The 25,104-nt window shown below is 74.5% G+C and carries 28 protein-coding genes and 1 riboswitch; of the genes, 8 read left to right on the plus strand and 20 right to left on the minus strand.

The annotated features are described in order from the left end of the window. Nucleotides 1-47: 47 nt before the first annotated feature. The 4 genes from K7862_RS11810 to K7862_RS11825 all read right to left on the minus strand — a co-directional run bounded on the left by K7862_RS11810 (nt 48) and on the right by K7862_RS11825 (nt 3,948). Entirely contained in the window at nt 48-872 is an 825-nt protein-coding gene (locus tag K7862_RS11810; RefSeq protein ID WP_222962451.1) for an SGNH/GDSL hydrolase family protein, read from the minus strand. Between the two features lie 149 nt (nt 873-1,021). Next, nucleotides 1,022-2,047, minus strand: coding sequence for a hemolysin family protein (locus K7862_RS11815; RefSeq protein ID WP_222962452.1), 1,026 nt, complete (start codon nt 2,045-2,047; stop codon nt 1,022-1,024). Then, complete coding sequence (locus K7862_RS11820; protein ID WP_222962453.1) at nt 2,044-3,381, minus strand: hemolysin family protein; 1,338 nt, start codon at nt 3,379-3,381, stop codon at nt 2,044-2,046. Before K7862_RS11820 ends, K7862_RS11815 begins: the two co-directional genes overlap by 4 nt. 138 nt (nt 3,382-3,519) lie before the next feature. After that, nucleotides 3,520-3,948 (minus strand): GNAT family N-acetyltransferase, encoded by a 429-nt coding sequence (locus K7862_RS11825; RefSeq protein ID WP_222962454.1) that lies wholly within the window; start codon nt 3,946-3,948, stop codon nt 3,520-3,522. 101 nt (nt 3,949-4,049) lie between these two features. Here K7862_RS11825 and K7862_RS11830 point away from each other — a divergent pair, with 101 nt between their 5' ends. Both K7862_RS11830 and K7862_RS11835 read left to right on the plus strand, forming a co-directional pair. Further along, a complete protein-coding gene (locus K7862_RS11830; RefSeq protein WP_222962455.1) occupies nt 4,050-4,277 on the plus strand; it encodes a toxin-antitoxin system HicB family antitoxin in 228 nt (75 codons plus the stop codon). Then, complete coding sequence (locus tag K7862_RS11835) at nt 4,274-4,645, plus strand: fic family toxin-antitoxin system, toxin component (protein WP_222962456.1); 372 nt, start codon at nt 4,274-4,276, stop codon at nt 4,643-4,645. The genes K7862_RS11830 and K7862_RS11835 overlap by 4 nt, the downstream gene beginning before the upstream one ends. A 79-nt stretch (nt 4,646-4,724) precedes the next feature. Here K7862_RS11835 and bioD read toward each other — a convergent pair whose 3' ends face one another. The 3 genes from bioD to bioB form a co-directional block, all read right to left on the minus strand. Further along, nucleotides 4,725-5,468: a dethiobiotin synthase gene (gene bioD, locus K7862_RS11840; RefSeq protein WP_222962457.1), complete on the minus strand. Its 744-nt coding sequence runs from the start codon at nt 5,466-5,468 to the stop codon at nt 4,725-4,727. A 147-nt stretch (nt 5,469-5,615) separates the two neighbouring features. Continuing rightward, complete coding sequence (locus K7862_RS11845) at nt 5,616-6,965, minus strand: adenosylmethionine--8-amino-7-oxononanoate transaminase (protein WP_222962458.1); 1,350 nt, start codon at nt 6,963-6,965, stop codon at nt 5,616-5,618. Next, the gene (gene bioB, locus K7862_RS11850; RefSeq protein ID WP_222962459.1) at nt 6,958-8,250 is read right to left on the minus strand and encodes a biotin synthase BioB; all 1,293 of its coding nucleotides are present in this window, start codon (nt 8,248-8,250) and stop codon (nt 6,958-6,960) included. Before bioB ends, K7862_RS11845 begins: the two co-directional genes overlap by 8 nt. Nucleotides 8,251-8,421: 171 nt before the next feature. Between bioB and K7862_RS11855 the strand changes: the two genes are divergently transcribed. Next, nucleotides 8,422-9,594: an 8-amino-7-oxononanoate synthase gene (locus K7862_RS11855; protein ID WP_372461557.1), complete on the plus strand. Its 1,173-nt coding sequence runs from the start codon at nt 8,422-8,424 to the stop codon at nt 9,592-9,594. 63 nt (nt 9,595-9,657) lie between these two features. Here K7862_RS11855 and K7862_RS11860 read toward each other — a convergent pair whose 3' ends face one another. Beyond that, nucleotides 9,658-9,864, minus strand: a complete 207-nt coding sequence (locus K7862_RS11860; RefSeq protein ID WP_222962461.1) for a DUF397 domain-containing protein — start codon at nt 9,862-9,864, stop codon at nt 9,658-9,660. Between the two features lie 32 nt (nt 9,865-9,896). Beyond that, the gene (locus K7862_RS11865; RefSeq protein WP_222962462.1) at nt 9,897-10,754 is read right to left on the minus strand and encodes a helix-turn-helix domain-containing protein; all 858 of its coding nucleotides are present in this window, start codon (nt 10,752-10,754) and stop codon (nt 9,897-9,899) included. Between the two features lie 259 nt (nt 10,755-11,013). On the opposite strand from K7862_RS11865, the gene K7862_RS11870 reads away from it, so the two are divergent. After that, nucleotides 11,014-11,445 carry an ATP-binding protein gene (locus tag K7862_RS11870; protein ID WP_222962463.1) on the plus strand — a complete coding sequence of 144 codons (432 nt, stop codon included), beginning with the start codon at nt 11,014-11,016 and terminating at the stop codon, nt 11,443-11,445. Here the strand turns inward: K7862_RS11870 and K7862_RS11875 are convergent. The 4 genes from K7862_RS11875 to K7862_RS11890 all read right to left on the minus strand — a co-directional run bounded on the left by K7862_RS11875 (nt 11,438) and on the right by K7862_RS11890 (nt 15,369). Then, a complete protein-coding gene (locus K7862_RS11875; RefSeq protein ID WP_222962464.1) occupies nt 11,438-12,076 on the minus strand; it encodes a GNAT family N-acetyltransferase in 639 nt (212 codons plus the stop codon). The genes K7862_RS11870 and K7862_RS11875 overlap by 8 nt on opposite strands. A gap of 1,285 nt (nt 12,077-13,361) precedes the next feature. Beyond that, the gene (locus K7862_RS11880) at nt 13,362-13,859 is read right to left on the minus strand and encodes a C40 family peptidase (protein WP_222962465.1); all 498 of its coding nucleotides are present in this window, start codon (nt 13,857-13,859) and stop codon (nt 13,362-13,364) included. Between the two features lie 3 nt (nt 13,860-13,862). Further along, a riboswitch (cyclic di-AMP (ydaO/yuaA leader) is annotated at nt 13,863-14,025 on the minus strand. 384 nt (nt 14,026-14,409) lie between these two features. After that, complete coding sequence (locus tag K7862_RS11885) at nt 14,410-14,727, minus strand: hypothetical protein (RefSeq protein WP_222962466.1); 318 nt, start codon at nt 14,725-14,727, stop codon at nt 14,410-14,412. A 6-nt stretch (nt 14,728-14,733) separates the two neighbouring features. Next, nucleotides 14,734-15,369 carry an ATP-dependent Clp protease proteolytic subunit gene (locus tag K7862_RS11890; protein WP_222962467.1) on the minus strand — a complete coding sequence of 212 codons (636 nt, stop codon included), beginning with the start codon at nt 15,367-15,369 and terminating at the stop codon, nt 14,734-14,736. 60 nt (nt 15,370-15,429) lie between these two features. On the opposite strand from K7862_RS11890, the gene K7862_RS11895 reads away from it, so the two are divergent. Next, a complete protein-coding gene (locus K7862_RS11895) occupies nt 15,430-15,723 on the plus strand; it encodes a type II toxin-antitoxin system Phd/YefM family antitoxin (RefSeq protein ID WP_222962468.1) in 294 nt (97 codons plus the stop codon). 48 nt (nt 15,724-15,771) lie between these two features. Here the strand turns inward: K7862_RS11895 and K7862_RS11900 are convergent, their stop codons facing one another. Then, nucleotides 15,772-16,650: a LysR family transcriptional regulator gene (locus K7862_RS11900; RefSeq protein WP_222962469.1), complete on the minus strand. Its 879-nt coding sequence runs from the start codon at nt 16,648-16,650 to the stop codon at nt 15,772-15,774. Nucleotides 16,651-16,873: 223 nt separating this feature from the next. Between K7862_RS11900 and K7862_RS11905 the strand changes: the two genes are divergently transcribed. Continuing rightward, nucleotides 16,874-17,731 carry a CTP synthase C-terminal region-related (seleno)protein gene (locus K7862_RS11905; RefSeq protein ID WP_262412993.1) on the plus strand — a complete coding sequence of 286 codons (858 nt, stop codon included), beginning with the start codon at nt 16,874-16,876 and terminating at the stop codon, nt 17,729-17,731. Between the two features lie 46 nt (nt 17,732-17,777). Then, the gene (locus K7862_RS11910; protein ID WP_222962470.1) at nt 17,778-19,358 is read left to right on the plus strand and encodes an alpha/beta hydrolase; all 1,581 of its coding nucleotides are present in this window, start codon (nt 17,778-17,780) and stop codon (nt 19,356-19,358) included. A 60-nt stretch (nt 19,359-19,418) separates the two neighbouring features. On the opposite strand, the gene K7862_RS11915 is transcribed toward K7862_RS11910, so the two are convergent. Both K7862_RS11915 and K7862_RS11920 read right to left on the minus strand, forming a co-directional pair. Continuing rightward, nucleotides 19,419-19,976, minus strand: a complete 558-nt coding sequence (locus tag K7862_RS11915; protein ID WP_222962471.1) for a YbaK/EbsC family protein — start codon at nt 19,974-19,976, stop codon at nt 19,419-19,421. Nucleotides 19,977-20,005: 29 nt separating this feature from the next. Beyond that, nucleotides 20,006-20,869: a TIGR02452 family protein gene (locus tag K7862_RS11920; protein WP_222962472.1), complete on the minus strand. Its 864-nt coding sequence runs from the start codon at nt 20,867-20,869 to the stop codon at nt 20,006-20,008. 160 nt (nt 20,870-21,029) lie between these two features. Here K7862_RS11920 and K7862_RS11925 point away from each other — a divergent pair, with 160 nt between their 5' ends. Beyond that, nucleotides 21,030-21,629, plus strand: coding sequence for a DUF1707 SHOCT-like domain-containing protein (locus tag K7862_RS11925; RefSeq protein WP_308011936.1), 600 nt, complete (start codon nt 21,030-21,032; stop codon nt 21,627-21,629). A gap of 109 nt (nt 21,630-21,738) precedes the next feature. On the opposite strand, the gene K7862_RS11930 is transcribed toward K7862_RS11925, so the two are convergent. From K7862_RS11930 to K7862_RS11945, 4 genes are all read right to left on the minus strand, one after another. Further along, nucleotides 21,739-22,782, minus strand: coding sequence for an NAD-dependent epimerase/dehydratase family protein (locus K7862_RS11930; protein ID WP_222962473.1), 1,044 nt, complete (start codon nt 22,780-22,782; stop codon nt 21,739-21,741). A gap of 76 nt (nt 22,783-22,858) precedes the next feature. Further along, entirely contained in the window at nt 22,859-23,575 is a 717-nt protein-coding gene (locus tag K7862_RS11935; protein WP_222962522.1) for a lysophospholipid acyltransferase family protein, read from the minus strand. Nucleotides 23,576-23,649: 74 nt separating this feature from the next. Continuing rightward, nucleotides 23,650-23,985, minus strand: a complete 336-nt coding sequence (locus tag K7862_RS11940) for a hypothetical protein (RefSeq protein ID WP_222962535.1) — start codon at nt 23,983-23,985, stop codon at nt 23,650-23,652. 68 nt (nt 23,986-24,053) lie between these two features. Beyond that, nucleotides 24,054-25,103: a hypothetical protein gene (locus K7862_RS11945; protein WP_222962474.1), complete on the minus strand. Its 1,050-nt coding sequence runs from the start codon at nt 25,101-25,103 to the stop codon at nt 24,054-24,056. Nucleotide 25,104: the final 1 nt, after the last annotated feature.

Consider the following 25,104-nt stretch of genomic DNA (forward strand, 5'->3'; position numbering starts at 1 on the left):
GGGCGCCGGAACCCCGCGCGACCGCCCCGCGCCGGGCGGGCGCGGGGTCAGGCCTCGGCGGTGGTCCCGGCGGCGGTGGCACCGGTACCGGAGGCAGGGGCCGTGATGGAGTACGGCAGCAGCTCGGGGCGCTTGGCGGGGCGGCCGTCGCCCGAGGAGCGGCCGGTGAGGCGGCGCCCGATCCAGGGCAGCAGGTGCTCGCGGGTGAAGCGCACGTCGGCGGTCCGGCGCGCCGCCCAGCCCAGCGGGACCGCGGGCGGCAGCGGCAGTGTCCACTCGGACTCCGCGGGCAGGCCGAGCCGCTGCCAGATCGCCTCCGCGACCCGCTCGTGGCCCCCGGCCGTCAGGTGCAGCCGGTCGTCCGCCCACAGGCGCGGGTCACCGAGCACCTCCGCCCCGTACAGGTCCACGACCAGGGCGCCGTGGCGCCGCCCGAGGTCGTCGATGAAGGTGAAGAGCTGTTCCATGCGGGGGGCGAACCGGGTGGCCACCGGACCCCGGCGGGCCGGGCTGCGCATGAGGACGAGCCGGCCGCAGGACGGCGCCAGCCGCTCCACCGCGCTCTCCAGCTGCGCGCACACCGCGTCCACGTCGCACTTGGGCCGCAGCACGTCGTTGAGGCCGCCGACCAGCGTGACGAGGTCGGCGCGCATCGCCGCCGCGGTGTCGACCTGGTCCTCGGCGATCTGCCGGATCAGCTTGCCGCGCACCGCGAGGTTGGCGTAGCGGAAGTCCGGGTGACGTGCCGCCAGACGGGCGGCGAGCAGGTCGGCCCAGCCGCGGTAGGAGCCGTCCGGCAGGACGTCGGACATTCCCTCGGTGAAGGAGTCCCCGATGGCGACGAAACTGGTGAACGTGGCGGGCGTCTGCATGGCGCCGCGATCCTATGCGACCGCTCGGTCGGCCGGAAAACCGGCACGTCACCGCCTGGGCGGCAGGTTCGTCCCCCGGGCGGAAGCGGCGATTGGCCCGTCGGCGCCCGGGCCGTCCGCCGACTGTCGGCGCGCTCCGCGCCCGCCGCTCAGGCGCGTCCGCCGGGCTGCCGGCCGACCAGCTCCTTGAGGACGTCCTCCATCGTCACCAGGCCGAGGCCGCGCCCCTCGTCGTCCACCACCGCGGCCAGGTGCGCCCGGCCCGCGCGCATCGCGGTCAGCACGTCGTCCAGCGGGGTCGCCGCGCCGACCCGGGTGATGTGCCGCAGCGCGGAGCGGGGGAACGGCGCGTCCCGCGACTCGGCGTCCAAGGCGTCCTTGACGTGCAGATAGCCGAGCACCCGCCCGTCGTCGTCGGCGACCGGGAAGCGGGAGAAGCCGGTGCGCGCGCCCAGTGCCTCCAGGCCCTCGGCGGTGATGCCCAGCGGCGCCCGCACCACGCGTTCCGGCGGCAGCACGATCTCCCCGACCGGCCGCCGGCCCAGCTCCAGGGCCTCCCGCAGCCGCCCGGTCGCGCGTTCGTCCAGCAGCCCGGCGGCGCCCGCGTCGACCACCATCCGGGACAGCTCGTCGTCCGAGAAGACCGCCACGACCTCCGAGCGCGGCTCGACCCGCAGCAGCCGCAGCCCGGCGTTGGCCAGGCCGTTCACGACGAAGATCAGCGGCCGCAGCGCCCTGGTCAGTGCGACCAGCGACGGGCCCAGCAGCATCGCGGCCCGCAGCGGCTCGGCCAGCACCACGTTCTTGGGCACCATCTCGCCGATGAGCATGTGCAGATAGGTGGCCAGCGCCAGGGCGATCACGAACGAGACGGGGTGCACTGCGCCGTGCGGCACGTGCGTGGCGCGGAAGAGCGGTGCCAGCAGGTCGGAGATGGCGGGTTCGGCCACGATGCCCAGCACCAGGGTGCAGGCCGTGATGCCGAGCTGGGCGGTGGCCAGGAGCTGCGCCAGGTGCTCCAGGCCCCACAGCACGGGCCCGGCCCGCCGGTCGCCGGCCTCGTACTTGGGCTCGATCTGGCTGCGCCGCACCGAGATCATCGCGAACTCGCCCCCCACGAAGAAGGCGTTCACCACCAGGGTCAGCGCGCCGATCAGCAGTTGCAGAAAGGTCATCCGGCCTGCCCGCCCCCGTCCTGGCCGGGCGGCGGCGAGACCAGGCGGGCCCGGGCGGCCCGGTGGCCCTCGGCGTCCGTCACCTCGATGCGCCAGTCGCCGATCTCCACGGTGTCGCCGCGCTCCGGGATCCGGCCAAGCCGCTGGGCCAGCAGGCCGGCCAGCGTCTCGTAGGGGCCGTCCGGCACCTGCAGGCCGACGCGTTCGAGCTGGTCCTCGGTCCGCGTCGCGCCGTCCGCGTCGTAGATCCGCCGGCCCTCGGCGTCGGTGCGCAGGAAGAGCAGGTCGGGCCGCTCCTGGGGGTCGTGCTCGTCGCGGACCTCGCCGACCACCTCCTCGACGATGTCCTCCAGGGTCACCACCCCTGCGGTCCCGCCGTACTCGTCGATCACCACGGCCATGGTCCGGCGTCCCGAGAGCTGGTCGAGCAGCCGGTCGACGGTCAGCGACTCGGGGACCAGCAGCGGCTCGCGCAGCAGGTCGGTCACCGGCAGCCGGGGGCGGCGGCGGGCCGGGACGGCCAGCACGTCCTTGATGTGCACGGTGCCGACGACCGCGTCCAGGCTCTCCCGGTACACCGGGAAGCGGGACAGGCCGGTGGCCCGCGTCGCGTTGGCGACGTCCTCGGCCGTGGCCTGCGCCTCCAGCGCGGTGACCTGCACGCGGGGTGTCATCACGTTCTCCGCGGTCAGGTCGGCCAGCGCCAGGGTGCGGACGAAGAGCTCGGCCGTGTCGGGCTCGAGGGCGCCCTCCTTCGCCGAGTGCCGGGCGAGGGCCACCAGTTCCTGCGGTCCCCGGGCGGAGGCCAGCTCCTCGGTGGGCTGCAGCCCGAGCCGGCGCAGCACCCGGTTGGCGGTGTTGTTCAGGTGGTGGATCAACGGCGAGAACGCCCTGGTGAACGCGCGCTGCGGCGGCGCGACCGCCCTGACGACCCGCAGCGGCCGGGAGATCGCCCAGTTCTTGGGCATCAGCTCGCCGGCGACCATCAGCACCACCGTGGTCAGCGCGGTGCCCAGCACCAGGGCCAGGCTGGACGCCGCCGACGCGCCGAGTCCGGCCGACCGCAGCGGCCCGCGCAGCAGCCCGGCGACGGACGAACGGGCGAGCATACCGATGATCAGACCGGCCGCGGTGATGCCGAGCTGTGCGCCGGAGAGCTGGATGGTCAGGGTCCGCACGGCCGCCAGGGCCGACGACGCCCCCCGCTCGCCGCGCCGCGCGGCCCGCTCCAGCTCACCGCGGTCGACCGTGGTCAGCGAGAACTCCGCCGCGACGAACACGCCGGAGGCGAAGGTGAGCAGCAGGGCCGGCACCAGCAGAAGCGCTTCGGTCATGGGACACCTCCGTGCCATGATCGGCCAAGTTCGCGCGGGACGCACGGTCCGGGCGGCCGGTGTGCGGCCGTCCGGCGGTCCTCAGCTCCGAGGCGCACGGCGTCCGGCCGACGTCACGCGGCCGGCCGCGCACCGTCCTCAGCGTGGGGCCAGCGGCTTGGTCCAGCGCCGCCACTGCTCCTCCCGGGCGTACCCCACGGCCTGCCAGGCGTGGTGCGCGCGCTCGTTCGCCTCCAGCACCATGGCGTCGCCGCGCCGGCCGCCGAGCGCGGTGAACCGCTCCTCGGCCGCCGCCAGCAGGGCGCGGGCGACGCCCTGCCGGCGCGCGGACGGGTGGACGGCGAGCCGGTACAGGTGGCAGCGCCAGCCGTCGAAGCCGGCGATCACCGTACCCATGAGCGTGCCGTCGCGCTCGGCCAGCAGCAGGGCCGCGGCGTCGCGCCCGATCAGCCCGGCGACGCCGGTCTCGTCGTCGCTGACGCTCGTCCCCTCGGCGGCCACCCGCCAGAACGCGAGGACGGCGGGTATGTCGGAGACTTCGGCGGGCCGGATGCGGAGATCGCTCATGACCGGCATCCCATCAGGCCGGGCGCGGGCCGCTCCGCTGTTTCCGCGATACGAGACGCCCGCTCTTGCCGCTACTAGCATTCCGGCGCTAGCTTTGTCGTATGGCCAAGACCCAGTTGAACGTGAGGGTGGACGAAGCCACGGCCGAGGCGGCGCGGGAACGCGCCTCGCAGCGCGGCATCAGCGTGAACCGCTACATCGAGGAACTCGTCCGGCAGGACGAGGGAGAGAACGGCCGCGCGTTCGTCCAGGCCGCCGCGGAGTTCATGCAGAAGTACGAGGCGGTCTTCGCCGAGGAGTTCGACGCCAGGGGAGACGGCATCCGTTGACGCTGCGGATCGACCTCGCCTGGCTGCTGATGGTGGCGGAGCACAACACCCCGGGGGACCCGCAGGTCACCGACTGGGGAGCCCTGGTGGCGGCGGTCAGCCGGCACGAGGCCGAGATCTTCGGCCGCCCGGTGTACGGCGACGCGCCCGCGCGCGCCGCGGCGCTGCTCCAGCTGCTGATGCACGTGCCCGCCCTGGAGCGGTCGAACGCCCTGTTCGCCACCGCCGTCGCCTACGCCTATCTGGTCGCCGGCGGCCTGAAGGTCACCACCACGCCCGAGCAGGTACGGGACCTGGCCCGGCTGGTGAAGGACGGCCGCGCCGGAGTGGACCGGATCGCCGAGGAGCTGCGCGGCTGGACCCGGTGACGGCGGGCGGCGTCCCGGGCGGGCCACCGCCCCAGGACGCCGCCGATCCGTGCCCGTTACCCGCGCGCGGCGGGTCCTCCTACCGCGTGGTTCCGGCCGTGGGTGTCGCCGGGCCGTACACCCGGGTGAACGCCTCGGCGTCCCAGGAACCGCCGAGCTGCGGGGCCAGCCAGTCCGGCGCCGCCGCGCGGAACGCCTCGGGCTCCAGGCCGCCGGCCCGGGCCGGCAGGGCCCCCAGCAGCGGCGCGGAGGCCGCGACGGGCAGGTCCCCGACGTTGCAGCGCTCGGCGAGCTCCGGATCGCCCGGCCAGCTCCCGATGATCAGCCCCAGCAGGGTGATCTTCCTGGCCCGCAGCGCCTCGGCGGTCAGCGTCGTCGCGTTGAGGGTGCCGAGCCCCGCGGGGGCGACCAGCAGGACCCCGGCGTGCATGAGCTCCGCCGCGTCGGCGAGCGTCGAGCCCGCCTCGTCGTACCGCACGAGCAGCCCGCCGGCGCCCTCCACCAGCACCACGTCGTGCACCGCCGACAGCTTCGCGGCGGCCTCCGCGATGTCCGTCGGACCCACGGACGGCAGCCCGGCGCGGGCGGCCGCGGTCGCCGGCGCCAGCGGGTCGGGGTAGCGGGCGAGCTCCACGGCGGTGACCGCGCCGGCCAGCCTGGTCACCTCGGCCGCGTCACCCGGCTCGCCGTCGGCGACACCGGTCTGCGCGGGCTTGAGGACCGCGACGCTCAGCCCCTGGGCGAGCGACGCCGCGGCCACGGCCGCGGTCGCCACGGTCTTGCCCACCTCGGTTCCGGTCCCGGTGATGACCACGATGGCCATACGGTCTCTCCTCTCCTCGAAGGTCTGCCAGGGGTGCGCCCGGCGCGGCGGCGCGCGGGCGGAGACCCGCCGCCGTGTCCGGCCGCCGTGCCGCCTCGCGGCGGCGCCGCGGCCGGACGCCGCTCGCCTGCCCGCGTGCCGCGGGCTTCACCCCTCCTGCGCCGAGGCGCGGACGGCGGCACAGATCCGCGCCACGTCCTCGTCACCGGTCACATAGGGCGGCATCGTATAGATCAGGTCGCGGAAGGGCCGCAGCCACACCCCCGCGCGGACCGCCGCCCGGGTCGCCGCGGCCATGTCGACCGGGTGGTCGAGCTGGACCACGCCGATCGCCCCGAGCACGCGGACGTCCCGGACCCCGGGCAGCCCGGCGGCCTCGGCGAGTCCCTCGCGCAGGCCGGTCTCGATCCGCTTGACCTCCTGGGCCCAGTCCTGGCCGAGCAGGAGGTCGACGGAGGCGCAGGCGACGGCCGCGGCCAGCGGATTGCCCATGAACGTCGGCCCGTGCGCCAGCACCGGGACCTCGCCGCGGGAGATCCCCTCGGCGACCCGCGAGGTGCACAGCGCCGCCGCCAGGGTGAGGTAGCCGCCGGTCAGCGCCTTGCCCACGCACATCACGTCCGGGGAGACGTCCGCGTGGCCGGCCGCGAACAGCGTCCCGCTGCGGCCGAAACCGGTGGCGATCTCGTCGAAGACCAGCAGCACGTCGTGCGCGTCGCACGCCTCCCGCAGGACCCGCAGATAGGCGGGGGAGTGGAAGGCCATGCCGCCCGCGCCCTGCACCACCGGCTCCACGACCACCGCCGCGAGCTCATGGGCGTGACGCCCGATCAGCTCGTGCAGGTGCGCCGCGTAGGCCGGGTCGGGGGCCGCGTCGAAGCCCGGCGGCGGGCTGTCGGCGAAGATCTGCCGGGGGAGCACCCCCGACCACAGGTGGTGCATCCCGCCGTCCGGGTCGCACACCGCCATGGGCTGCCAGGTGTCGCCGTGGTAGCCGCCGCGCCAGGTCAGCAGACGGTGCTTCTCCGGACGGCCCAGCGAACGCCAGTACTGCAGGCACATCTTGAGCGCCACCTCGACCGACACCGAACCGGAGTCGGCCAGGAAGACGTGTTGCAGCGGTTCGGGCGTGATCTCGACCAGCCGGGTCGCGAGGCGCACCGCGGGCTCGTGGGTGAGGCCGCCGAACATCACGTGGCTCATGCGGTCGAGTTGCTCGCGGGCTGCCTCGTCGAGGACCGGGTGGCGGTAGCCGTGGATCGCCGACCACCAGGAGGACATGCCGTCCACCAGTTCGGACCGCCCCTCGGCCGGTGCGGCCAGCCGCAGCCGCACCCCGGAGGCCGATGCCACGACCAGGGGATCCTGGCGGCCGGGCATCGGGCCGTAGGGGTGCCAGACGTGCTGCCGGTCCAGAGCCAGCAGCGCCTCGGGGGCGAGCGGACCGGGCGTCGGCGGTCGGGTCGTCGGCGGTGCGGGTGTCAGCGGTTCAGGCATTGGGCGGGAGGTCCGTGCCCGCGCCGCGGCGCCGGACCGCGACGAGGTCCGTGCGCGCCGCGCCCACCGGCTCGGCGACCGGCTCGGCGACCGGTTCCACCGCCGGTTCCGCGGTGCGGCCGGTCCCGGGGTCCGCGGCCCGCTCCGCCGGGGCCTCGCAGGTCCCGCAGCCCGACCCGTGCCCGCCGCAGCCCGAACCCTGGGCCGCCGCCTCCACGTCGTGCGCGGCCCCCAACGGACCGCAGGCGCCTCCGTGGCCGCCGCAGCCCGCGCCGGCCGCGGCGCGGTGCTCCGGCAGCGTGACGGTGCCCGCGCCCTCCACCTCGAAGCCGGCGTCGGCGATCATGTCGAGGTCGGCCTGCCCGGCCTGCCCCTCGCTCGTCAGGTAGTCGCCCAGGAAGATCGAGTTGGCCAGGTGCAGGGCCAGCGGCTGCATGCTGCGCAGGTGCACCTCGCGGCCGCCCGCCAGCCGGACCTCGACGTCCGGGCAGACGAACCGGACCATCGCCAGGATCCGCAGGCAGCGCTGCGGCGTGAGGTTCCACTCCTTGGCCAGCGGCGTTCCCTCGAACGGGATGAGGAAGTTGACCGGCACCGAGTCCGGGTCCAGGTCCCGCAGCCCGAACACCACGTCCACCAGGTCGGCGTCGGTCTCGCCCATGCCCGCGATGAGACCCGAGCAGGCGGACAGGCCGGCCGCCTGCGCCTGCTGCACCGTGTCCACCCGATCGGCGTACGTGTGGGTGGTGGTGATGTCCCCGTAGGTGCTCTCGGAGGTGTTGAGGTTGTGGTTGTAGGCGTCGGCGCCGGCCGCGCGCAGCCGCTCCGCCTGGTCGCCGGAGAGCAGGCCGAGACAGGCGCACACCTCGACGCCCTCGTTCTGCTCCTTGATCGCGGCGATGGTCTGCGAGACCCGGTCCACGTCCCGGTCGGTGGGCCCGCGCCCGCTGGCCACCAGGCACACCCGCTTGGCGCCGCCCGAGACGCCGGCGGAAGCCGCGGCCGCCGCCTGGTCGGGCTTGAGCCAGGTGTACTTGAGGATGTCGGCCGTCGAGCCCAGGCGCTGCGAGCAGTAGGAGCAGTCCTCAGGACACAGCCCCGACTTGAGGTTGACCAGGTAGTTGAGCTTCACCCGGCGGCCGAACCAGTGCCGGCGCACGCGGCCCGCCGCGGCCACCACGTCGAGCAGGTCGTCGTCCTGGGTCGCGAGGACGGCGAGCGCCTCGTCCCTGGTGGGCAGCTCGCGACGCAGCCCCTTGTCCACGAGAGTGGTCAGCAGATCCATACCGGCGATCCTTTCCCATCGGGGCACCCCGGGCCAATGGCGGACCGCACAAGACCGGTGGCCGCGGGTGTGTGCATCACCACACCCTGTGCGGGTGTCACGGGCCAGTACGTTGCTGCATGCACACCCCGGGCGCCGCCGACCGCCGCCCACCGACTCCGAGGGAGCGCCGTGAACAGTACGCCGCCGGCCGCCCGACGGCCCGGAACCGGCCCGTTCGGCCGGCTCGCCGAGCAGGACGCGGTCCGCCGCCGCGCCGGACTGCGCCGCGAACTGCGCCCGCGCGAGGCCGACTCGGCGCTGCTGGACCTGGCGGGCAACGACTACCTGGGCCTCACCCGGCACCCCGACGTCACCCGTGCGGGTGCCGAGGCGTGCCTGCGCTGGGGGGCCGGCTCGACCGGCTCCCGCCTCGTCACCGGCACCACCGCCCTGCACGCCGAACTCGAGGCCGAGCTCGCCGACTTCACAGGCGCCGAGGCCGCCCTGGTGTTCGCCTCCGGGTACGCCGCCAACCTGGCCGCCGTGACCGCGCTGTCCGGCGCGGGCTCGCTGCTGGTCTCCGACGCGGCCAACCACGCCTCCCTCATCGACGGCTGCCGGCTCTCCCGCGCCGCCGTCGAGGTCGTCCCGCACGCCGACCCGGACGCCGTCCGCAAGGTCCTGGCGGGGCACGACGGGCCGGCCCTCGTGGTGAGCGACTCGGTGTTCTCGGTCGACGGCGACGCCGCGCCGCTGCCGCGACTGGCGGCCGCCTGCCGGGAGTACGGCGCCGGGTTGCTGGTGGACGACGCGCACGGTCTCGGCGTGCTGGGCGACGGCGGACGCGGCGCGCCGCACGCGGCCGGGCTGGCCGGCGCGCCCGACGTGGTGTGCACGGCGACGCTGTCGAAGTCGCTGGGCGCGCAGGGCGGCGTGGTGCTCGGCCCGGCCGCCGTCATCGAGCATCTGGTCAACGCCGCCCGTACGTTCATCTTCGACACCGGCCTCGCCCCGGCCGCGGCGGGCGCGGCACTCGCCGCGCTGCGGGTGCTCCGCCGCGAGCCGGAGCGCGCCGAACGCGCCAGGGCCGTCGCCCGCGACTTCCATCAGCGGCTGAGCGCGGCCGGGCTGGACACGACCAGGCCCGACGCGTGCGTGGTGTCGGTGCGGGCGCCCTCGCCGGAGGACGCCGTGGCGTGGGCGGCCCGCTGCCGCGAGGAGGGCCTGGCCGTGGGCTGCTTCCGGCCGCCGTCCGTGCCCGACGGCGTCTCGCGCCTCCGGCTGACGGCCCGCGGCGACCTGACCGCGGCCGAGGTCGGGCGCGCGGTCGAGGTCATCGTCCGGACGGCGCCGCGGAGATGAGGCGCGACGGAGTTGAGGCGGGGCGGAGTTGAGGCGGGGCGGCCGGAGGGCCGCCCCGGGCGCTCAGACCGGGCGCAGGTCGCTCGGCCCGCCGGAGACGGCCCGGACGAAGTCCGTCCAGGCCTCCGCCGTGAACAGCAGCGCCGGGCCGTGGGGGTCCTTCGAGTCCCGCACGGCGAGCCGTCCGGGGCCCGGCACGGCGGTCTCCACGCAGTTGTTGGCCGCGGTGCTGTGGCTGCTGCGCCGCCACGTCAGACCGGCGGTCGTCATGGTGCCTCCTCGTTGTGTGGGGGGAGCGCGCGCTACCGCGTCACCTCCGCGCGGACCCGGGCGATCAGGGCCGCGGACTCCTCGCACGGAAGGGCACGGGCGCGCAGGCCGGTGAACGCCGCGGTGTAGGCCGCGACATCCTCGGTGCGATCGACGTGGAGACTACCGGTCAGATGGTCGACCACCACAACATCGAGCTCGGGCATCTGCGGAAAGACGAAGATGACAAAGGAGTTGGTCACGCCCATGTGACCGCCGGCGGTGAACGGCAGGATCTGCAACCGGACATGGGGCAGCCGCGCCGCCTCCTCCAGCCGTGCCAGCTGACCGGCCATCACCTCGGGCCCGCCGACGTCCCGGCGCAGCACCGACTCGTCGAGCACCGCGCGGAACTCCGGCCGCGGGTCCTGGCGCAGCACCGTCTGCCGGGCGGTGCGGACTTCGGCCAGGGCGGCCACCTCGCGCGCGGCGAGCCCGGGCATGACGGCGGCGGTCAGCGCGTGCGCGTACTCCGGCGTCTGGAGCAGGCCGGGCACCACGCTGTTCTCCAGCGACAGGATCCGGCCCGCGCCGGTCTCCAGACTGATGAAGTCGCGGTACTCGACCGGCAGGAAATCGCGGAACTCGTGCCACCAGCCGCGCCGGTGGGCTCGCCCGGCGAGCATGGTCAGCAGGTCGCGCGTCCGCCGGTCCTGCACGGCGTACACGTCGAGCAGCACACCGACGTCCTCGGTCGTCACACTGCTGTGCCCGGTCTCGATCCGGCTGACCTTCGACTGGTGCCAGCCCGCCCGTTGGGCGGCCTCCCCGCTGGTGAGGCCGGCCAGGTCCCGCAGCCGCCGCAACTCCTCGCCGAGACGCCGCCGGCGTACCGCCGGAACTCGCTCCATGGTGGTCTCGCGCCTCCTGCACTCGGCCTGTCCGCGGGACGGCATGCCTCGGACCAGTGTGCGGCCGCGGGGCTCTCCTGGGGAGGCCGGTTCACCGGTTCGGGCGACAGATATATGCAGGGGGCTGTGGAGCGCCCGGAACAGCGGCACGATGGGGGCACTCTGGCGCGAACCGGTCGTGTCGCGTGGGGCATGCCCGCTCGGCGTACCCGGGCACGCGCCGGAGGCCGGTCACGGCGGGAAAGGGAACAGCGTCGCCATGGCAGATCTCCAGGAAGCATCCGTCACCCTGCCGAGCGACCCGGCGTCGGTCACGACGGCCCGCCGCTATGTGTGCGGCCTCCTCGCCGATTGGGGACTGCCACCCGGCGACGACGTGGTGGACGCGGTCCGGCTCATCGTCTCGGAGCTGGCCACCAACGCCGTGCTGCACACCTCCGGGCTGTCGCCGACGTTCACCGTCGACGTGCGCCTGGAGCGCAGCGAGCAGCTCTACATCGGGGTCACCGACAGCCATCCGCGCCGCCCGCAGCGGCAGCGGGCGACCGCCGTCCAGCAGGACAACGGCCGCGGCATGGTGATCGTGCGGCACCTCACCCAGGAGTCCGGCGGCCGGCTCGAGGTGACCCCGACCGAGGACGGCGGCAAGACGGTCTGGATCATGATCCCGTGGGCGGTCGCCGTCACCTGACCAGCAGCGCCTCCGCGCCGACGGGAGCGAAGCCGGCCGAGAGCAGAGCCCGGACGCCGGCCGCGTTCCCCGGGGCGACCTGAGCCCACAACGCGGTTCCCCCCGGCACCAGATGGCGTGCCGCGCGGGCGAGCCGGCGTCCCAGGCCGTCGCCGCGGGCCGCGGGTTCGACCTCCAGCGCCGTCTCCCAACGGCCCGCCACGCCACGGCCGATGACCAGCGTGCCGCCCGGCACGGTCCAGGCGCGCACCTCGTCGCGGTGCAGCAGCGCCCTGACGATCCTGGGGTGCGCCCGGTCGGTCGTCTCGGTCAGCTCCAGTGGCGGCGGGCCGGGAAGCGGCCCCGCGACGGTCAGCAGGTCGACGTTGTCGACGCGGCGGCCGGTCCGCTCGGTGAGCGCGGACAGGAACGGCGGGCAGAGCGGCGCGCCCAGGTCTCCTGGCGCCAGTAGCGCCCGGAGTTGGTCGTGGTCGGCGTCGGTGAACACCACGGTGTGCGCGGTGAAGGCGATGACTCCCGCGTCGCGCTGCGAGGGCTGGGGCAGGAAGGTCACCGACCCGTCGGGCGGCGGGAAGGCGCCGGAGGCGGCGCGGGCGAGGAGGCCCGCCAGATCGGGTGCGCCGTGCGTCATCGTCCCGATCCTGCCACCAGGGGCGCGATCCTGCGGACAGGTCGTCGAGATCGGCGCCGAACCCGGCATCCCTGTCGGCGGGTTGGTGACACCCGGTACCGTGCACGACGCGTGAGCGCACCAGCGGCCGGGCGGTGGGAGACGTGCCGCGGTCCCGCACTCCCGAGGCGGCACGCCTCCCCGACCGGCGCGGCCGGTCGCCCGGCGGTGCGGGTCGCACCCTCCCCGACCCGCACGGCCCGCCCGACTCCCTGTGGGCGCCGGCGCATCGGCAGGAGAAGGTCCGATGCACACGGACACCCGCCCGGGCGGACCCGCGCCGGCCACCTGCGCCGCAGCGAGGGGCCGCCGTCCGGATCCGGCGACGCGCGGGACGCCCCGCGCCGCATCGCCGTCCTGATCAGGCACATCACCGCCGTCCCGCTCCGCGAGCCGGGACCGCTCGCCGGGCGGCTGGTGGTGCCGAATGTGATGCCGAACGTGGTGCCGACCGCGTCGTGGCCGCTGTACGAGCGGGCTCAGGGCTCGGGCGGAACCGGCCGGACCGGCCCTGTCGATCGCCGGCGGCTCACTCCTCTCCGAGCGTGGCCGGCGTACCCGGGACCGGCCGCGCGCTGCCCCGGTCCGGCCGGCCGATCTGCTGATCGGCATGACGTGCCGGTGTTCGGCGTGCTCGCCCTTCGCCAGGCGATGGTGCCGGGCCCCGGCGTCGCCGTGTTCGGCATGCCGGTGGCCGCGCCGGGTCCGCTGGTGAGCCTGTGCCGCGCGGGGACCGGCGCTGCTCGGGATGGATCGGGATGGGTCGGCGTGGGATCGCGATGCGAGAGGCCGCCGGTGTGCCGGTCCGCGGCCACGGCCGGCGGTCGGCGGTGTTCGGCATCGGCGCCCGGTGCCGAACCACACCGGGTGCCGCGCCGGTCCCGCTGTCCACGCTGCCGTGCCGTCGGCGGCCGGTCGGCCGGCTCTCGCCCGGGTACCGGGCGGCCCCTACGCTGCGGCACGCCGCGGCGGGCGACACCGCCCCGACTGTGCGCGGGGCCGCCGTGCTGCTCGCCGTGGGCGCGGCCGGCGAGCGGTGGCCCGCCGGCGGGTGGCCCGCGGTTGGGGCCGGAAACCGGAGCTATGACGCCGGGGCCGGCACCAAACCCGGGCCCGGACGCTGCGGCGGTACTGCCGCGGGCGTGGACGTGGCGGGTCAGGACGTCGGGGAAGACGCCCGGACGATCGCGGAGGAGGAAGGCCAGGAGTTCGTCGAGCGGTCCTGGCCCCAGGGAGCCGGCGCCGTTCACGCGACGCGGCCGTACCAGACGCTCTTGGTCCAGATCCGTTCGAGACGGACCGTCGAACCGGTCCTGGGCGCGTGCCAGATGCGGTTGTGCCCGGCGTAGATGCCCACGTGGTAGACCGACGAGGAGGACGATCCGGCGTGGAAGAACACCAGGTCGCCGACGTGCCGCGCGGAGGCGGAGATGTGCCGGGTGCTGTTGTACTGGGCGGCGGCCGTGCGGGGGAGCGTCTTGCCCGCGGCCTTGAACGAGTAGAGCGTCAGCCCCGAGCAGTCGAACCGGTAGGGCCCGCTCGCTCCCCACTGGTAGGGCGCGCCCTGCTTGGAGGCCGCGATGTCCATGGCCCGCGTGGACAGTGCCGCGGCCTGCGCGGACTGGGCGACGCCGGGGATCAGGGCGGGGGTGGCGACCGCCGCGGCGGTCAGCACGGACGCGGCCCCGAACCGGGTCAGCCGTGCGGAGACGGGATGGGAGGTCGTGTGGTGGAGCGCGAGCATGCGCAACCCTTCGTCGTCAGCCTGCGAAGGATGACCTGTCGGGTTCGAGCAGGCGAAGATGCTCGGCCGCTGTGCTGCGGCTTCACCCCAAGAGGCGGTCCGGTGGAGGCCGGGTTCCGCCCCGTCGTGCTGGGTCCTCCGCTCCTGCCGCGTGCACTCGTGTCGACCTGGCGTCCGCGCGGCGGCAGGATTGGGCGTCCGCTCGGACCGCCCCGTCACGGCGACGGGGGCTTGTCGTCACCACGGATGGTTACGCAGGAAACCGCCCGATGTGGTGCTGAAAACGCGCTATGTGAGCCTCGTCACATTTCACCTATCCGAGTGAACGGCCTCGCCGGAAGCGTTCGCTGACGACGCGTCCGCGACGCTGACCAGGCGTGATGGGGCGCCGGGCGAGGCCGTCCAGCCGACATGCGCAATTCCGGGCCGAATTGACAAACCCAGTCGGATACCCCCAATGGAATGACCAAAACGGTCACCGTGTCGGGCGTGTCGGCGGCGAACGGGGGGCCGGATCGGCCGTTTTCGCGCGAGGACCCTCATTCCGGCCTCAGTGGGGCGGTGGTTCCTTCGCGTCGGACACCACCGTGACCAGGGTGGACCGGCGTTCACCGTCCAGGACGCGCAGCGCCCGCGCCAGCGTGGCCTGGTGAAGTTCCGTCTCGCCGCGCATGTGCATGGTGGTGAGCGCGTCCTTCAGGGCCGTGGCCCGTCCGACCAGCGCCTGAGCCGCCCGCAGCGCACGGTAAGTGTCCGTCGTGCGGGAGGGGTTGATCTTGCCCAGGAGGTCGACGACCTCCAGGTAGCAGTCGACGACCTCGCCTTCGGAGCGGGTGAGGGCGGGCAGCGGGGGCAGTTCGGGCACCACCGGGGATCACCGCAGGCCGGAGGAGGCGCCGTTGGTCTTCCGACTGGTCGTCAGACGGTCCACCAGGCCGTACGCGAGCGCCGATTCCGCGTCGAACACCTTGTCGCGTTCGATGTCGGTACGGATGCGGTCCGCGTCCTGGCCGGTGTGCCGGATCAGCAGCGTCTCCAACTGCTCACGCGTGCGGAGCAGTTCGTTGGCCTGGATCTCCAAGTCGGACACGTCGCCCTGGATGGCCTCGCTCATCGACGGCTGGTGGATCAGGATCCGCGCACCCGGGGTGATCATCCGCTTGCCCGGGTGGCCGGCGGCCAGCAGGACCGCGGCGGCCGACGCGGCCTGGCCGATGCAGACCGTCGCCACGTCGCAGGTGACGAACTGCATCGTGTCGTAGATCGCGGTCATGGCCGAGAAGGAGCCGCCCGGCGAGTTGATGTACAGGTGGACGTCCTGCTCGGGCGCGGCGCTCTCCAGGTGGATGAGCTGCGCCATCACGTCGTTGGCCGACGTGTCGTCGATCTGGGTGCCGAGGAAGACGATCCGCTCCTGCAGCAGCTTGGAGTACGGATCCATCGTGCGGACGCCGTTGCTGCTGCGCTCGGTGAACTCCGGCAGGACGTAGCGGGCGGTGGGTCGGAACATCGCGGTGCACCTCCGTCTGAACAAAATGTACAGGACGTACGTCCCGTTATGATGGGGAGCATGACCCACGACGTCCCGGTGACACAAGCGCGTGCACAGCTCGCGGACCTCATCAACCGCGTCGTCTACGGCGGTGAACAGGTGGTGCTGACCCGCCATGGCAAGCCGCTGGTCGCCCTGGTCTCCGCCGCTGACCTGCAACGACTGCGGGATCTTGAAGCGGCGGAGGACGAGCAGGTGATCAGCACGGTCTCGTCCGTCGGCGGCCGGGCGTCCGCCACGGGCGAACGCCGGACGTTCGGAATCGCCGCGGAGCACCGCGGATCCGCGACCGGGGACCGGCCGTCCTCCTAGCCGGGCCCTCTCAGCCCGTTCGGCGTCTCGGCGGTTCTCGGCGGGTTCTCAGCGGGCGGCGCCGCGGCGCAGTGCGGCCAGCAGCAGGGCGATCTCCTTGTGCGGGCCCGGCCGCAGCACCGCCTCGACGTGGTGGACCAGCCGGGGTGCGGTGAGCGGGGCCGCGGCGGGGCCCGCCGCGGAGCGGGGGAGGACGGCCAAGCCGTGGGCGGCGTGGACCAGTTCGTGGACGACCCGGGTGTCGGCGCCCGTGTATTGCAGCGCGGCAGGACAGGCGCCGGGTACGGCCGCGCGCAGTTCGGCGAGCGGAACGGCGGCCGCGGGGGCGTCCAGCCACAGGGCGTCCCCGAGATCGGACAGATCGAGTCCGGACCGCCCGGCCAGCGGGTGGCCCGGCGGCAGCAGCACCGCCAGCGGCTCCTCGCCCACCGCCTCCCTGACCAGACCCTCGGCCTCCGGCAGGTGCAGCGGGTCGGTCGGTGCGACGGCACCGGACACCAGACCGAGATCGACGTCGCCCGCGGCGACCCCGCCCACCACGCCGGCGGCGTCGGACAGCAGCACGGACGGCTCCGCGCGCGGCAGCTCCGCCCGCACCTCGGCCAGGGCGCGCGCCGCCGCGGCGCCGAAAGCGAGCGCGGTGGCGCCGACCGCCAGCCGGCTCCCAGGTGTCCGGGCGACCCGGGCTACGTCGGCTCGCGCGGCGGCGAGCCGGGCCAGCAGCGGGCCCGTGTGGTCCAGCAGCCGCGCGCCGGCCTCCGTCGGGGCCACCGGGCGGCGGCCGAGGAGTTCCACGCCCAGGTCCGCCTCCAGCGCCGCGATGTGCTGCGAGACCGCGGACTGCGTGTATCCCAGCTCGCGCGCCGCGGCGGAGAAGGACCCCAGCCGGGCGACCGCGGTGAACGTGCGCAGCAGATGTGGATCCATGGCTCCGGCCCTCCGTCCTTCCCGCGCCGCGTACACCGGTCCGGCGCGCGTCCGTCCAGCGCGCGCTGTGACCTGGCCCTTCCGACGAGGCCCGTCGGTCGGCTCGGCGACCCTTCCACGAGCCCGGGGCCGGCCGCCGCTCAGTCCGGTCATCAGTATCCCTGATACCGCGACCGCGAATCATCGTTGGACGTGATGCCGGGCCCGCCGCCACGATGACGCCATGACCACGACCATGACCATGACCATGACCCCGGAACCGGCGGCCGCGCCTGCCCGCCCCGCCCGTATCGCCCTCGTCGGCGACCGCTCCCCGCACGTGCGCGCCCACCAGCGCGTCCCCGCCCTCCTCCAGGCCCTCCGCGACCGGCACGCCCTCGCGGCCGAGGCCTACTGGATCGCCACCCCCGACGCCGAACCGCCCGGCGCCGTAGCGGAGTTCGACGCCGTCTGGCTGCTGCCCGGCAGCCCCTACCGCAGTGAGGCCGGCGCGCTGGCGGCCGTCCGCACCGCCCGTGAGCAGGGCATCCCCTTCCTCGGCACCTGTGGCGGCTTCCAACACGCCCTGCTGGAGTACGCGCGGACCGTGTGCGGCCTGACGAGCGCCCGGCACGCCGAGAACGACCCGGACGGCGACTCCTCCGCGGTGCTGATCGCCCCGCTGACCTGCTCACTGGTGGGGCACGAGGGGCGGCTGCGCACCGCGCCGGGCAGCCTCGCCGAACGCCTGCTCGGCAGCCGCGAGACCGTCGAACGCTTTCACTGCGCGTACGGACCCGTCCCCGGCCTGCTGCCGCAACTGGAGGCCGCGGGGATGCGCTTCACCGGGCACGACCCCGACGGCGCGGTCCGGGTCGCCGAACTGCCCGGTCATCCCTTCTGGCTCGCCACCCTCTTCCAGCCGGAACTGGCCGGTGACGGCAGCGTCCCGCATCCCTACGTCCGGGCGCTCGCCGAGGCCGCCGTCACCCGTGCGGCGCAGGCCAACTCCGGTAAGGAATCACGCTTTGATGAAGAATCACCCGCCTGGCCTGTTCACAGCCGGCACACAGGGGAAAAGATTCGCACCTCACTACTGTGATCGCCGTGGGCACAAGCCACGGTCTGTCAGGGGGAGGTTCCGAACCATGAGACGCACGATCGTGCTGGTCTCCAGCGGGGTCCTGCTCGCCGGCGCCGTCGCTGCCGCACCGGCGGCCGACGCCCACCCCGCCCGGGACATCGTCGTGCCCGCGTCCGTCGGCGAGATCATCGCCGCCGGCCAGGCCGGACGGCAGGGCGTCGACTGGGCCGCCTGCCCGGCGGACTGGGGGCTGGCCGCACCCGTGCAGTGCGGCTGGGTCACCGTGCCCGTCGACTACAGGCGCCCCTACGGCGCCACCATCAGACTCGCCGTCGACCGGGCCGCCAGCACCGGGACCGCGGAGCAGCGGCAGGGCGCGCTGGTGTACAACCCCGGGGGGCCGGGCGGTTCGGGCCTGCGGTTCCCGCTGCGCGTCACCAGCGGCTCGGCGCTGTGGAAGAACGCCGCCGGCGCCTACGACTTCATCGGCTTCGACCCGCGCGGGGTGGGCCACTCCGCGCCCATCTCCTGCGAGGACCCCCAGGAGTACGTCAGCGCCCCCAAGGCCGACCCCGTCCCGGACGACGAGGCCGACAAGCTCGCCCAGCGCAAGCTCGCCCGCGAGTACGCCGAGGGCTGCCTGGAACGCACCGGCGCGGCCATGCTCGCGCAGATGACCACCGCCAACACCGCGCGCGACCTCGACGTCATCCGTGCCGGTCTCGGTGAGCACCGCCTCAACTACCTGGGGGTGTCGTACGGCACCTATCTCGGCGCGGTCTACGCGAGCCTGTTCCCGACGCACGTGCGCCGGATGATCGTGGACAGCGTCGTCAACCCGGCCGAGGACCAGATCTGGTACCAGAACAACCTCGACCAGGACGTGGCGTTCGAGGGCCGCTGGAAGGACTGGGAGAACTGGGTCGCCTCCTACGACTCGGTGTACCACCTCGGCGACACGGCGGCCAAGGTCCAGGCCGGCTGGGAGCGGCTGCGCGCGGCCGCCAAGGCGCACCCCATCGGCGGCGTCGTGGGCCCGTCCGAACTCCTCGGCTTCTTCCAGAACGCGCCGTACTACGACTCCACCTGGGCCACCGTGGCCGGTGTCTGGAGCCGCTACCTCGCTGGGGACACCCAGGCACTGGTCGACGCGGCGGGCCCGGACATGTCCGACACCAAGGGCAACGCGACGGCGGAGAACGGCACCGCCGTCTACACCGCGGTGGAGTGCACCGACGCCAAGTGGCCGACGAGCTGGCGCCGATGGGACCACGACAACACCGCGCTCAACGCCCAGTACCCGTTCCTCACCTGGTCCAACGCGTGGATGAACCTGCCCTGCGCGACCTGGCCGGTGCGGCAGCAGCACCCCGTCGACGTCCGCTCGCACCTCGGGCTGCCGGGCGTGATGATCGTGCAGAGCACCCGGGACGCGGCCACCCCGTACACCGGCGCCCTCGAACTGCACAGCAGGCTGGCCGGATCGCGGTTGATCACCGAGAAGGACGCCGGTTCGCACGGCGTCACCGGGCTGGTCAACCCCTGCATCAACTCCCGCGTCGACGCCTACCTGCTCAGCGGCACCCTCGACGCGCAGGACGTGGTCTGCCCGCCGCACGCCACGCCCAAGCCCGCCGGGCAGTAGACGGGGAGTGGCCCGCGAGCCGTCCGGCTCGCGGGCCACTCGTGTCCCCGGCGCGGCCGTTCAGCCCGCGATCGACTCGGTGCGCGGCGCGGCGATCCGCAGGTAGTCCTTGACCGACAGCGCCAGCGACCGGTCCAGGCGGGCGGCGTTGAAGAAGATCTCGTCGTGCACCAGCAGGTCCGGGTCCACGACCAGTTCGAGCCGCTCGTCGAAGGAGAACGGCAGCACGGTGCCGCTCACACTGCCGGCCAGCCGCTCGGCGATGTCACGGGAGGCGAAGGACGCGTAGGTGCCCTCCAGGAGGGCCTTGACCGCGCCGATGTCCACCCGCCGGTCGCCGGGCACGACGGCCAGCACGTAACGCGTCACCTTCTTGCCGACCTTGACCATGACCACGATGCACTTGGCCGCCTGCGCCAGGGTGTTGCCGCGGAGTTCGCTCACCACCTCGGTGGCGCCCTCCGGAGCGTGATCGATCGTCCGGTACTGCGCGCCCTGTTCGTCCAGCAGCGCGATCAGCCGGTCGTACTGGGCGTGCGTGTCCCGTTCCGTGCCGGAGTCGCCGCCGCCGTCACCCGCGGTGGTTCCGGCGCTGTCCTGTGTTCCGTGCTCGCTCATACCCGCCTACGGTCGTCGTTGCTGGTCGGTCACCGCACCGGCGCCGCGTCCTGCGGCGGGGTGCCGAAGGCGGCGGCGAAGGCCGCCCTCGTGGGGGAGTCCGCCCGCCGGTCCAGGACGGCGAACACCACCTCGTCCACGGCGCGGGCGAACCGTCCGTCGCCGGTCAGCAGCCGGGCGAAGGCCGCCGCGACCCGCACCGGGTCGTTCCGGAAGACGCCGCAGCCCCACGCGCCCAGCACAAGTCGCCGGTACCCGTGGGCGACGGCCACCTCCAGGACCCGCTCGGCCCGCACGTCCAGCGCCGGGCCGACCTCGCCGCTCCGTTCCGGCATCGTACGCGCGATGACGCCGGCGTTCGGCGCGGGGGAGGTGAGGAATCCCGCGGTGAAGGGCGTGTTGAGGAGGCTGCCCGAGTCGTCGCGGAAGACCGGCACGGCGGGGGAGTGGATGACGCGGTCGCTGTAGAACGGGTCGCGCACCTCGCGGTGGTGGGCGTAGAACTCCGGCGCGCGCAGCAGGCAGAAGTACAGCGCGGAGGCCCGGCAGAGCGCCTCCTCCTGCGCCTGGGCGCCGTTGACGTAGCCGCCGCCGGGGTTGCGGGCGGAGGCGAAGTTGAGCACCGCCACCGGTCCGGAACCGCCGCCGTCCGAGGCGGCCAGCCGCCGGGCCGCGACCGTGCTGCTCTCGCCGGTCACCGTGCACCGCGCCCTCTTCGGGCCGTCGCCGACCGCCGTCACCGGGACGGGCCCGGGGCCGAACATCCGGGTGCCGTCCGCCGCCGCCCCGACCGCGGTGGCGAGATACACCCGGCCGCCGCCCGGCGCCGTGTACCCGCCGTCGGCGACGATCCGTTCGTTCTCGCGGGCGATGTTCCGCAGTCGCGCACTCATGACCTCCGACCCTAGAGGCGCCGCCGAGGAGCGGGCCAGCGGATATCCCCCCGCCGAGCCGCTCCTTGCACCGGACCGCAGACGCGATATAGCGTGAGTTCGCCGCGCAGCCGAGCCGGCTCGTGCCCGCGCTGACCCCCACGCCCCAGGAGGTCCTCCGGTGTCCGAACTGTCGCCGCGGGAGCAGCCCGCCGACGCGCACCTGCGGGCGAGCGACGACGAGCGCGACCACACCGCCGCGGTCCTGGCCGACGCCCTCGCGCAGGGGCGGCTCACCGTCGAGGAGCACGCCGAGCGGCTGGAGGCGGTCTACGCCGCCCGCACCCGTGGCGAACTCGCCCCGCTCACCGCCGATCTGCCCGTCCCGGCCCACGGCGCCCCGCTGACCTCGCCCGCCGACGGCGAGCCGGTGCCGGCGGTGTTCGGCAAGGTGCGCCGCGCCGGACAGTGGCCGGTCCCGCCGCACACCGTCGCGCACGCCACGTTCGGCGCGGTCGTCATCGACCTGCGGCAGGCCGTCTTCACCCGCCGCGAGGTCGTGGTGGAGGCCGGGTCGCTGTTCGGCAAGGTCGAGATCCTGGTGCCCGACGACGCCCAGGTCTGCGACACCGGCACGGCTCTGTTCGGCAAGCGGTCCCACCTGGGCGGCGGCGAGGAGAAGTCCGGTGACGGGCCGGTGGTGCGCATCACCGGCCGCTCGGTGTTCGGTCATGTGCGGGTGATGCGGGCCTACCCGTACTCCTGGCGCGACGGACGCTGAAGGTCACGCTCAGCCGCAGACACCGGCCCGCGGACCCTCACCCTCACCCTCAGCTTCACCTTCCACCTCCACCTCCACCTCCACCTCCGGCCTCGGGCAGGCTCCGTGCTCAGCGGCCCGTCTCCGCCAGCCAGGCGTCCTCCGCCGCGTAGTCGAACCAGTCCGCGTGGTCCGACAGCCGGGCGACGACCGGGAACGCCGCCCGCCAGTCCCCGCCCCGCACCGCGTCCGCCAGCCACTCCACCGTGCCCGGCAGCGACTCCTCGTACGAGGTCACCGCCCGGTACCCCAACTCCCGTTCCGCCGCCGCCATGTCGAGCACGATCGGGTACGGCACCGACCAGGGGCTGTCGCCGACGGTGGCACTCGGCGGCGGGCCGTCCACCAGCACCGTGCGCGCCCCGGCGCCCAGCACCTCGTCCACGGCGGCGGCGATCCCCGCCACCGTGGGCACCTCGGGGTCACCGGCGTTGAGGACGCGCGACCCCGGCCTGCGTGCCGCCAGACGCACCAGTTCGGCGATGTTCGCGGTGTGCACCGGGTGGAACCGGCTCGCTCCGCCGTACGACAGCACCCGCACCGGACGGCCGTCCAACGCCCGCTTGGCGAAGTACAGTTCGCGCGGCATCGGGCTGAAGCTGCCGTGGATCGCGCCCGCCCGCAGCAGCGTGGTGGGCAGCCGGTCGCCGGCTGCCAGCAACTCCTGCTCCAGCGCGACCTTGCGGGTCCCGTAGGTGTCCGCACCGGGCGCGGCCGTGCCGCAGCTCTCCGGCAGCGGCACCGGGTACCGCGGGAACCCGTCCGGCTCCTCCTGGGTGTCGAAGTTGCGGCCCGCCTCGTCCTGGTACACCGCCGCGCTGGAGATCACCACGGCCGAGCCGATCCGGTCCGCGAGCGAGAGCAACTGGCGCGCGTCGCCCGCGTCGTACGCCACGCAGTCCAGCAGGACGTCCACGCCGCCGCCGAGCGCGGCCGCCAGCGCGTCGGTGTCCGTGCGGTCGACGCGGGCCGTGCGGACGCCCTCCGGCCACAGCGGGTCCGCGCCGCCGCCCCGGGAGGCGGCCGTCACCTCCCAGCCGTCCTCGGCCAGGGCGCGCACCGCCTGCCGTCCGATCTGTCCTGAAGCGCCGATCACCAGCGCGGTTCCTGTCATGCCGCGACGTTACGTTCGCCCGGGACGCCGGGACCAGGGGCGTTCGCCCGTCGCGGATCCGCTGTGGGCGTGGCGCTCAGGGCTTGCGGCGCAGCCGCGACGTCACCTTGTGCTGCTGCTCCTGCTCGGCCTTCACCTCGCCCGCGTAGCGGTCGACGTACTCCTGGCCCGACATCGCCAGGATCTCGTACATGATCTCGTCGGTCACCGCGCGGACCGCCTCGCGCCGGTCGTCCATGCCCGCGAACCGGCTGAAGTCCAGCGGCCGGCCGAAGCGGATGGCGACCCGGCCGATCCGCGGCACCACCCGTCCGGGCGGCTGGAGTTCGAAGGTGCCGACCATCGCGCAGGGCACCACGGGCACACCGGCGCGCAGCGCCATCACGGCCACTCCGGTGCGGCCGCGGTACAGGCGGCCGTCGTGCGAGCGGGTGCCCTCGGGGTAGATGCCGAGCAACTCGCCCTTCTCCAGCACCTCGAGACCCGCGGTGATGGCGGACTGCGCGGCCTTGCCGCCCGAGCGGTCCACCGGGATCTGGCCCACGCTGCGGAAGAACGCCGCCGTCAGCCGCCCCTTCAGACCCGGCCCGGTGAAGTACTCGGCCTTCGCGAGGAAGGTGATCCGACGCGGCAGGATCGCCGGCATCAGGAAGTGGTCGGAGAACGACAGGTGGTTGCCCGCGACGATCGCCGCGCCCGTCTCCGGGATGTTCTCCATGCCCTCGATCCGCGGCCGGAACAGCAGCCGCAGAAGGGGCCCGAGGAGCACGTACTTGAGCAACCTGTAGAACACGGCGGCTGTCTCCCCCATGACCGGGTCCCGGCAGGTCCGGGTCGTCCCGGCAGAGTAGTGCGCCGCGCGGGCCCTCACCAGGGGCCACGGCGCGCGCGCCGATGAACCGGGTGCGGGCCCGGCACGCCCCGGCACCCGGCGGGAGCGTGCCGCGGCCGACCGAGGAGTTCGCCGCCCGTGTCGGCGAGGTGGCCAGGAACAGGCCAGGAACAGGCCAGGAACAGGCCAGGGGCAGGCCAGGGGCGCAGCTCAGTGGGCAGGCGGATGACGGCGACGCCGGCGGTGCAGAGCAGGAGCACGACCCAGCCGAACCAGAGCCAGCCGCCGGCTCCCAGCGCCACCGTGTAGGCCACGACCAGCACGAGCGTCGTGGCCGTCGTCACGGCCATGGTCTTGGCGGCTCCCGGCATCGTCGGCCTCCCTCCGGGGCGGCACGGCGGCCCCGACCGCCATGGTCGCTCGCGGCTGCGCTCCGGCGCTACCACTGCCCGTCGGTCACCACGCCCGGATCGTCGCCGAGCTGCTTCACCTGGCCGGGCTGGACCGGCGCCCACGGCTGCTGGTCGTCGCCCAGCCAGTCGCCGACCGGCTTGACCTGCGCCAGGTCCCCGGCCGGGGCCAGGTCCTCGGCGTCCGCGTCGTAGTAGTCGAACCACGGCAGTCCCGCGGAGTTGTACGCCGCGCGGTCCACCGGGGACTCCGGCGCCGGCCCCCCGGTGATCTCCCGCCACTGCGGCACGGTCGCCAGGTGCACGAACACCCGGCCGGACGGCTCGTCCTGCCAGTCCGACAGCGGCCGTTCGTCGCGGTACACCTCCTGCCGCATCCGCCCGCCCGCGCCGAGCCCCATGGCCGGTGCGGCGGCCCGGGCCGGGGCGGGCGGCAGCGATCCCGCGGCCGCCTGCGAGGAGAAGGTCAGGCCGCCGCCGGGCGCCATCGGCACCGGGCCCCCCGGGCCCGGCCCGTGACCCCAGCCGCCGCGCGCCCGTCGGGCCTGCGCGGCGTGCCAGCGCTCCAGCTCGTCCTCCCGCAGTTCGAACACCTGGAGCTGGACGCCGCCCCACACCTCCTCGCCCGTGACCTGGCCCTCGACCGTTGCCCCGAGTCCCAGGGGCACCGCGACGAACTGGCGGATCGTGCCGGAGCCGGAGTTGATGCCGTCCAGCCAGGGCTGGCGGGGCAGTACGACGTAGTTCTGCGGGTCCTGCGCCAGCCGGTCGCTCCACGGCTTCCCGGACACCGCGCAGACCTTGCCGACGCCCACCTGCAGCGCCACCGGCACCGGCGAGGAGAAGCTCAGCCACATCGCCTCGCGCTGGTAGACCGGCAGCAGGACCCCGCCGCGCTCCCGCCACTCGGCCGGCGCGGTGTCCGCGTGGTCCGCGACGCGCCGCAGCGGGAACGCCCCCAGGCCGGGCGGCAGCGGGTGCGTCCCCGTCTCCGGCAGCCGCAGCGTCCGCATGAACCTGACCGTCGCGCCGCCCGGCAACTCCAGCGCCGCCTCCGTGATCCGCACCTGCCCGCCCATC

The organism is Actinacidiphila acidipaludis, assembly GCF_019890725.1.
Lineage (GTDB): Bacteria > Actinomycetota > Actinomycetes > Streptomycetales > Streptomycetaceae > Actinacidiphila > Actinacidiphila acidipaludis.

Excerpts from the sequence above, each read along its gene's own strand:
- K7862_RS11810 (WP_222962451.1), bottom strand. The coding sequence starts at position 872 with ATGCAGACGCCCGCCACGTTCACCAGTTTCGTCGCCATCGGGGACTCC.
- K7862_RS11815 (WP_222962452.1), bottom strand. The coding sequence starts at position 2,047 with ATGACCTTTCTGCAACTGCTGATCGGCGCGCTGACCCTGGTGGTGAAC.
- K7862_RS11820 (WP_222962453.1), bottom strand. The coding sequence starts at position 3,381 with ATGACCGAAGCGCTTCTGCTGGTGCCGGCCCTGCTGCTCACCTTCGCC.
- K7862_RS11825 (WP_222962454.1), bottom strand. The coding sequence starts at position 3,948 with ATGAGCGATCTCCGCATCCGGCCCGCCGAAGTCTCCGACATACCCGCC.
- K7862_RS11830 (WP_222962455.1), top strand. The coding sequence starts at position 4,050 with ATGGCCAAGACCCAGTTGAACGTGAGGGTGGACGAAGCCACGGCCGAG.
- bioD (WP_222962457.1), bottom strand. The coding sequence starts at position 5,468 with ATGGCCATCGTGGTCATCACCGGGACCGGAACCGAGGTGGGCAAGACC.
- K7862_RS11845 (WP_222962458.1), bottom strand. The coding sequence starts at position 6,965 with ATGCCTGAACCGCTGACACCCGCACCGCCGACGACCCGACCGCCGACG.
- bioB (WP_222962459.1), bottom strand. The coding sequence starts at position 8,250 with ATGGATCTGCTGACCACTCTCGTGGACAAGGGGCTGCGTCGCGAGCTG.
- K7862_RS11860 (WP_222962461.1), bottom strand. The coding sequence starts at position 9,864 with ATGACGACCGCCGGTCTGACGTGGCGGCGCAGCAGCCACAGCACCGCG.
- K7862_RS11865 (WP_222962462.1), bottom strand. The coding sequence starts at position 10,754 with ATGGAGCGAGTTCCGGCGGTACGCCGGCGGCGTCTCGGCGAGGAGTTG.
- K7862_RS11870 (WP_222962463.1), top strand. The coding sequence starts at position 11,014 with ATGGCAGATCTCCAGGAAGCATCCGTCACCCTGCCGAGCGACCCGGCG.
- K7862_RS11875 (WP_222962464.1), bottom strand. The coding sequence starts at position 12,076 with ATGACGCACGGCGCACCCGATCTGGCGGGCCTCCTCGCCCGCGCCGCC.
- K7862_RS11880 (WP_222962465.1), bottom strand. The coding sequence starts at position 13,859 with ATGCTCGCGCTCCACCACACGACCTCCCATCCCGTCTCCGCACGGCTG.
- K7862_RS11890 (WP_222962467.1), bottom strand. The coding sequence starts at position 15,369 with ATGTTCCGACCCACCGCCCGCTACGTCCTGCCGGAGTTCACCGAGCGC.
- K7862_RS11895 (WP_222962468.1), top strand. The coding sequence starts at position 15,430 with ATGACCCACGACGTCCCGGTGACACAAGCGCGTGCACAGCTCGCGGAC.
- K7862_RS11900 (WP_222962469.1), bottom strand. The coding sequence starts at position 16,650 with ATGGATCCACATCTGCTGCGCACGTTCACCGCGGTCGCCCGGCTGGGG.
- K7862_RS11905 (WP_262412993.1), top strand. The coding sequence starts at position 16,874 with ATGACCACGACCATGACCATGACCATGACCCCGGAACCGGCGGCCGCG.
- K7862_RS11910 (WP_222962470.1), top strand. The coding sequence starts at position 17,778 with ATGAGACGCACGATCGTGCTGGTCTCCAGCGGGGTCCTGCTCGCCGGC.
- K7862_RS11915 (WP_222962471.1), bottom strand. The coding sequence starts at position 19,976 with ATGAGCGAGCACGGAACACAGGACAGCGCCGGAACCACCGCGGGTGAC.
- K7862_RS11920 (WP_222962472.1), bottom strand. The coding sequence starts at position 20,869 with ATGAGTGCGCGACTGCGGAACATCGCCCGCGAGAACGAACGGATCGTC.
- K7862_RS11930 (WP_222962473.1), bottom strand. The coding sequence starts at position 22,782 with ATGACAGGAACCGCGCTGGTGATCGGCGCTTCAGGACAGATCGGACGG.
- K7862_RS11940 (WP_222962535.1), bottom strand. The coding sequence starts at position 23,985 with ATGCCGGGAGCCGCCAAGACCATGGCCGTGACGACGGCCACGACGCTC.
- K7862_RS11945 (WP_222962474.1), bottom strand. The coding sequence starts at position 25,103 with ATGGGCGGGCAGGTGCGGATCACGGAGGCGGCGCTGGAGTTGCCGGGC.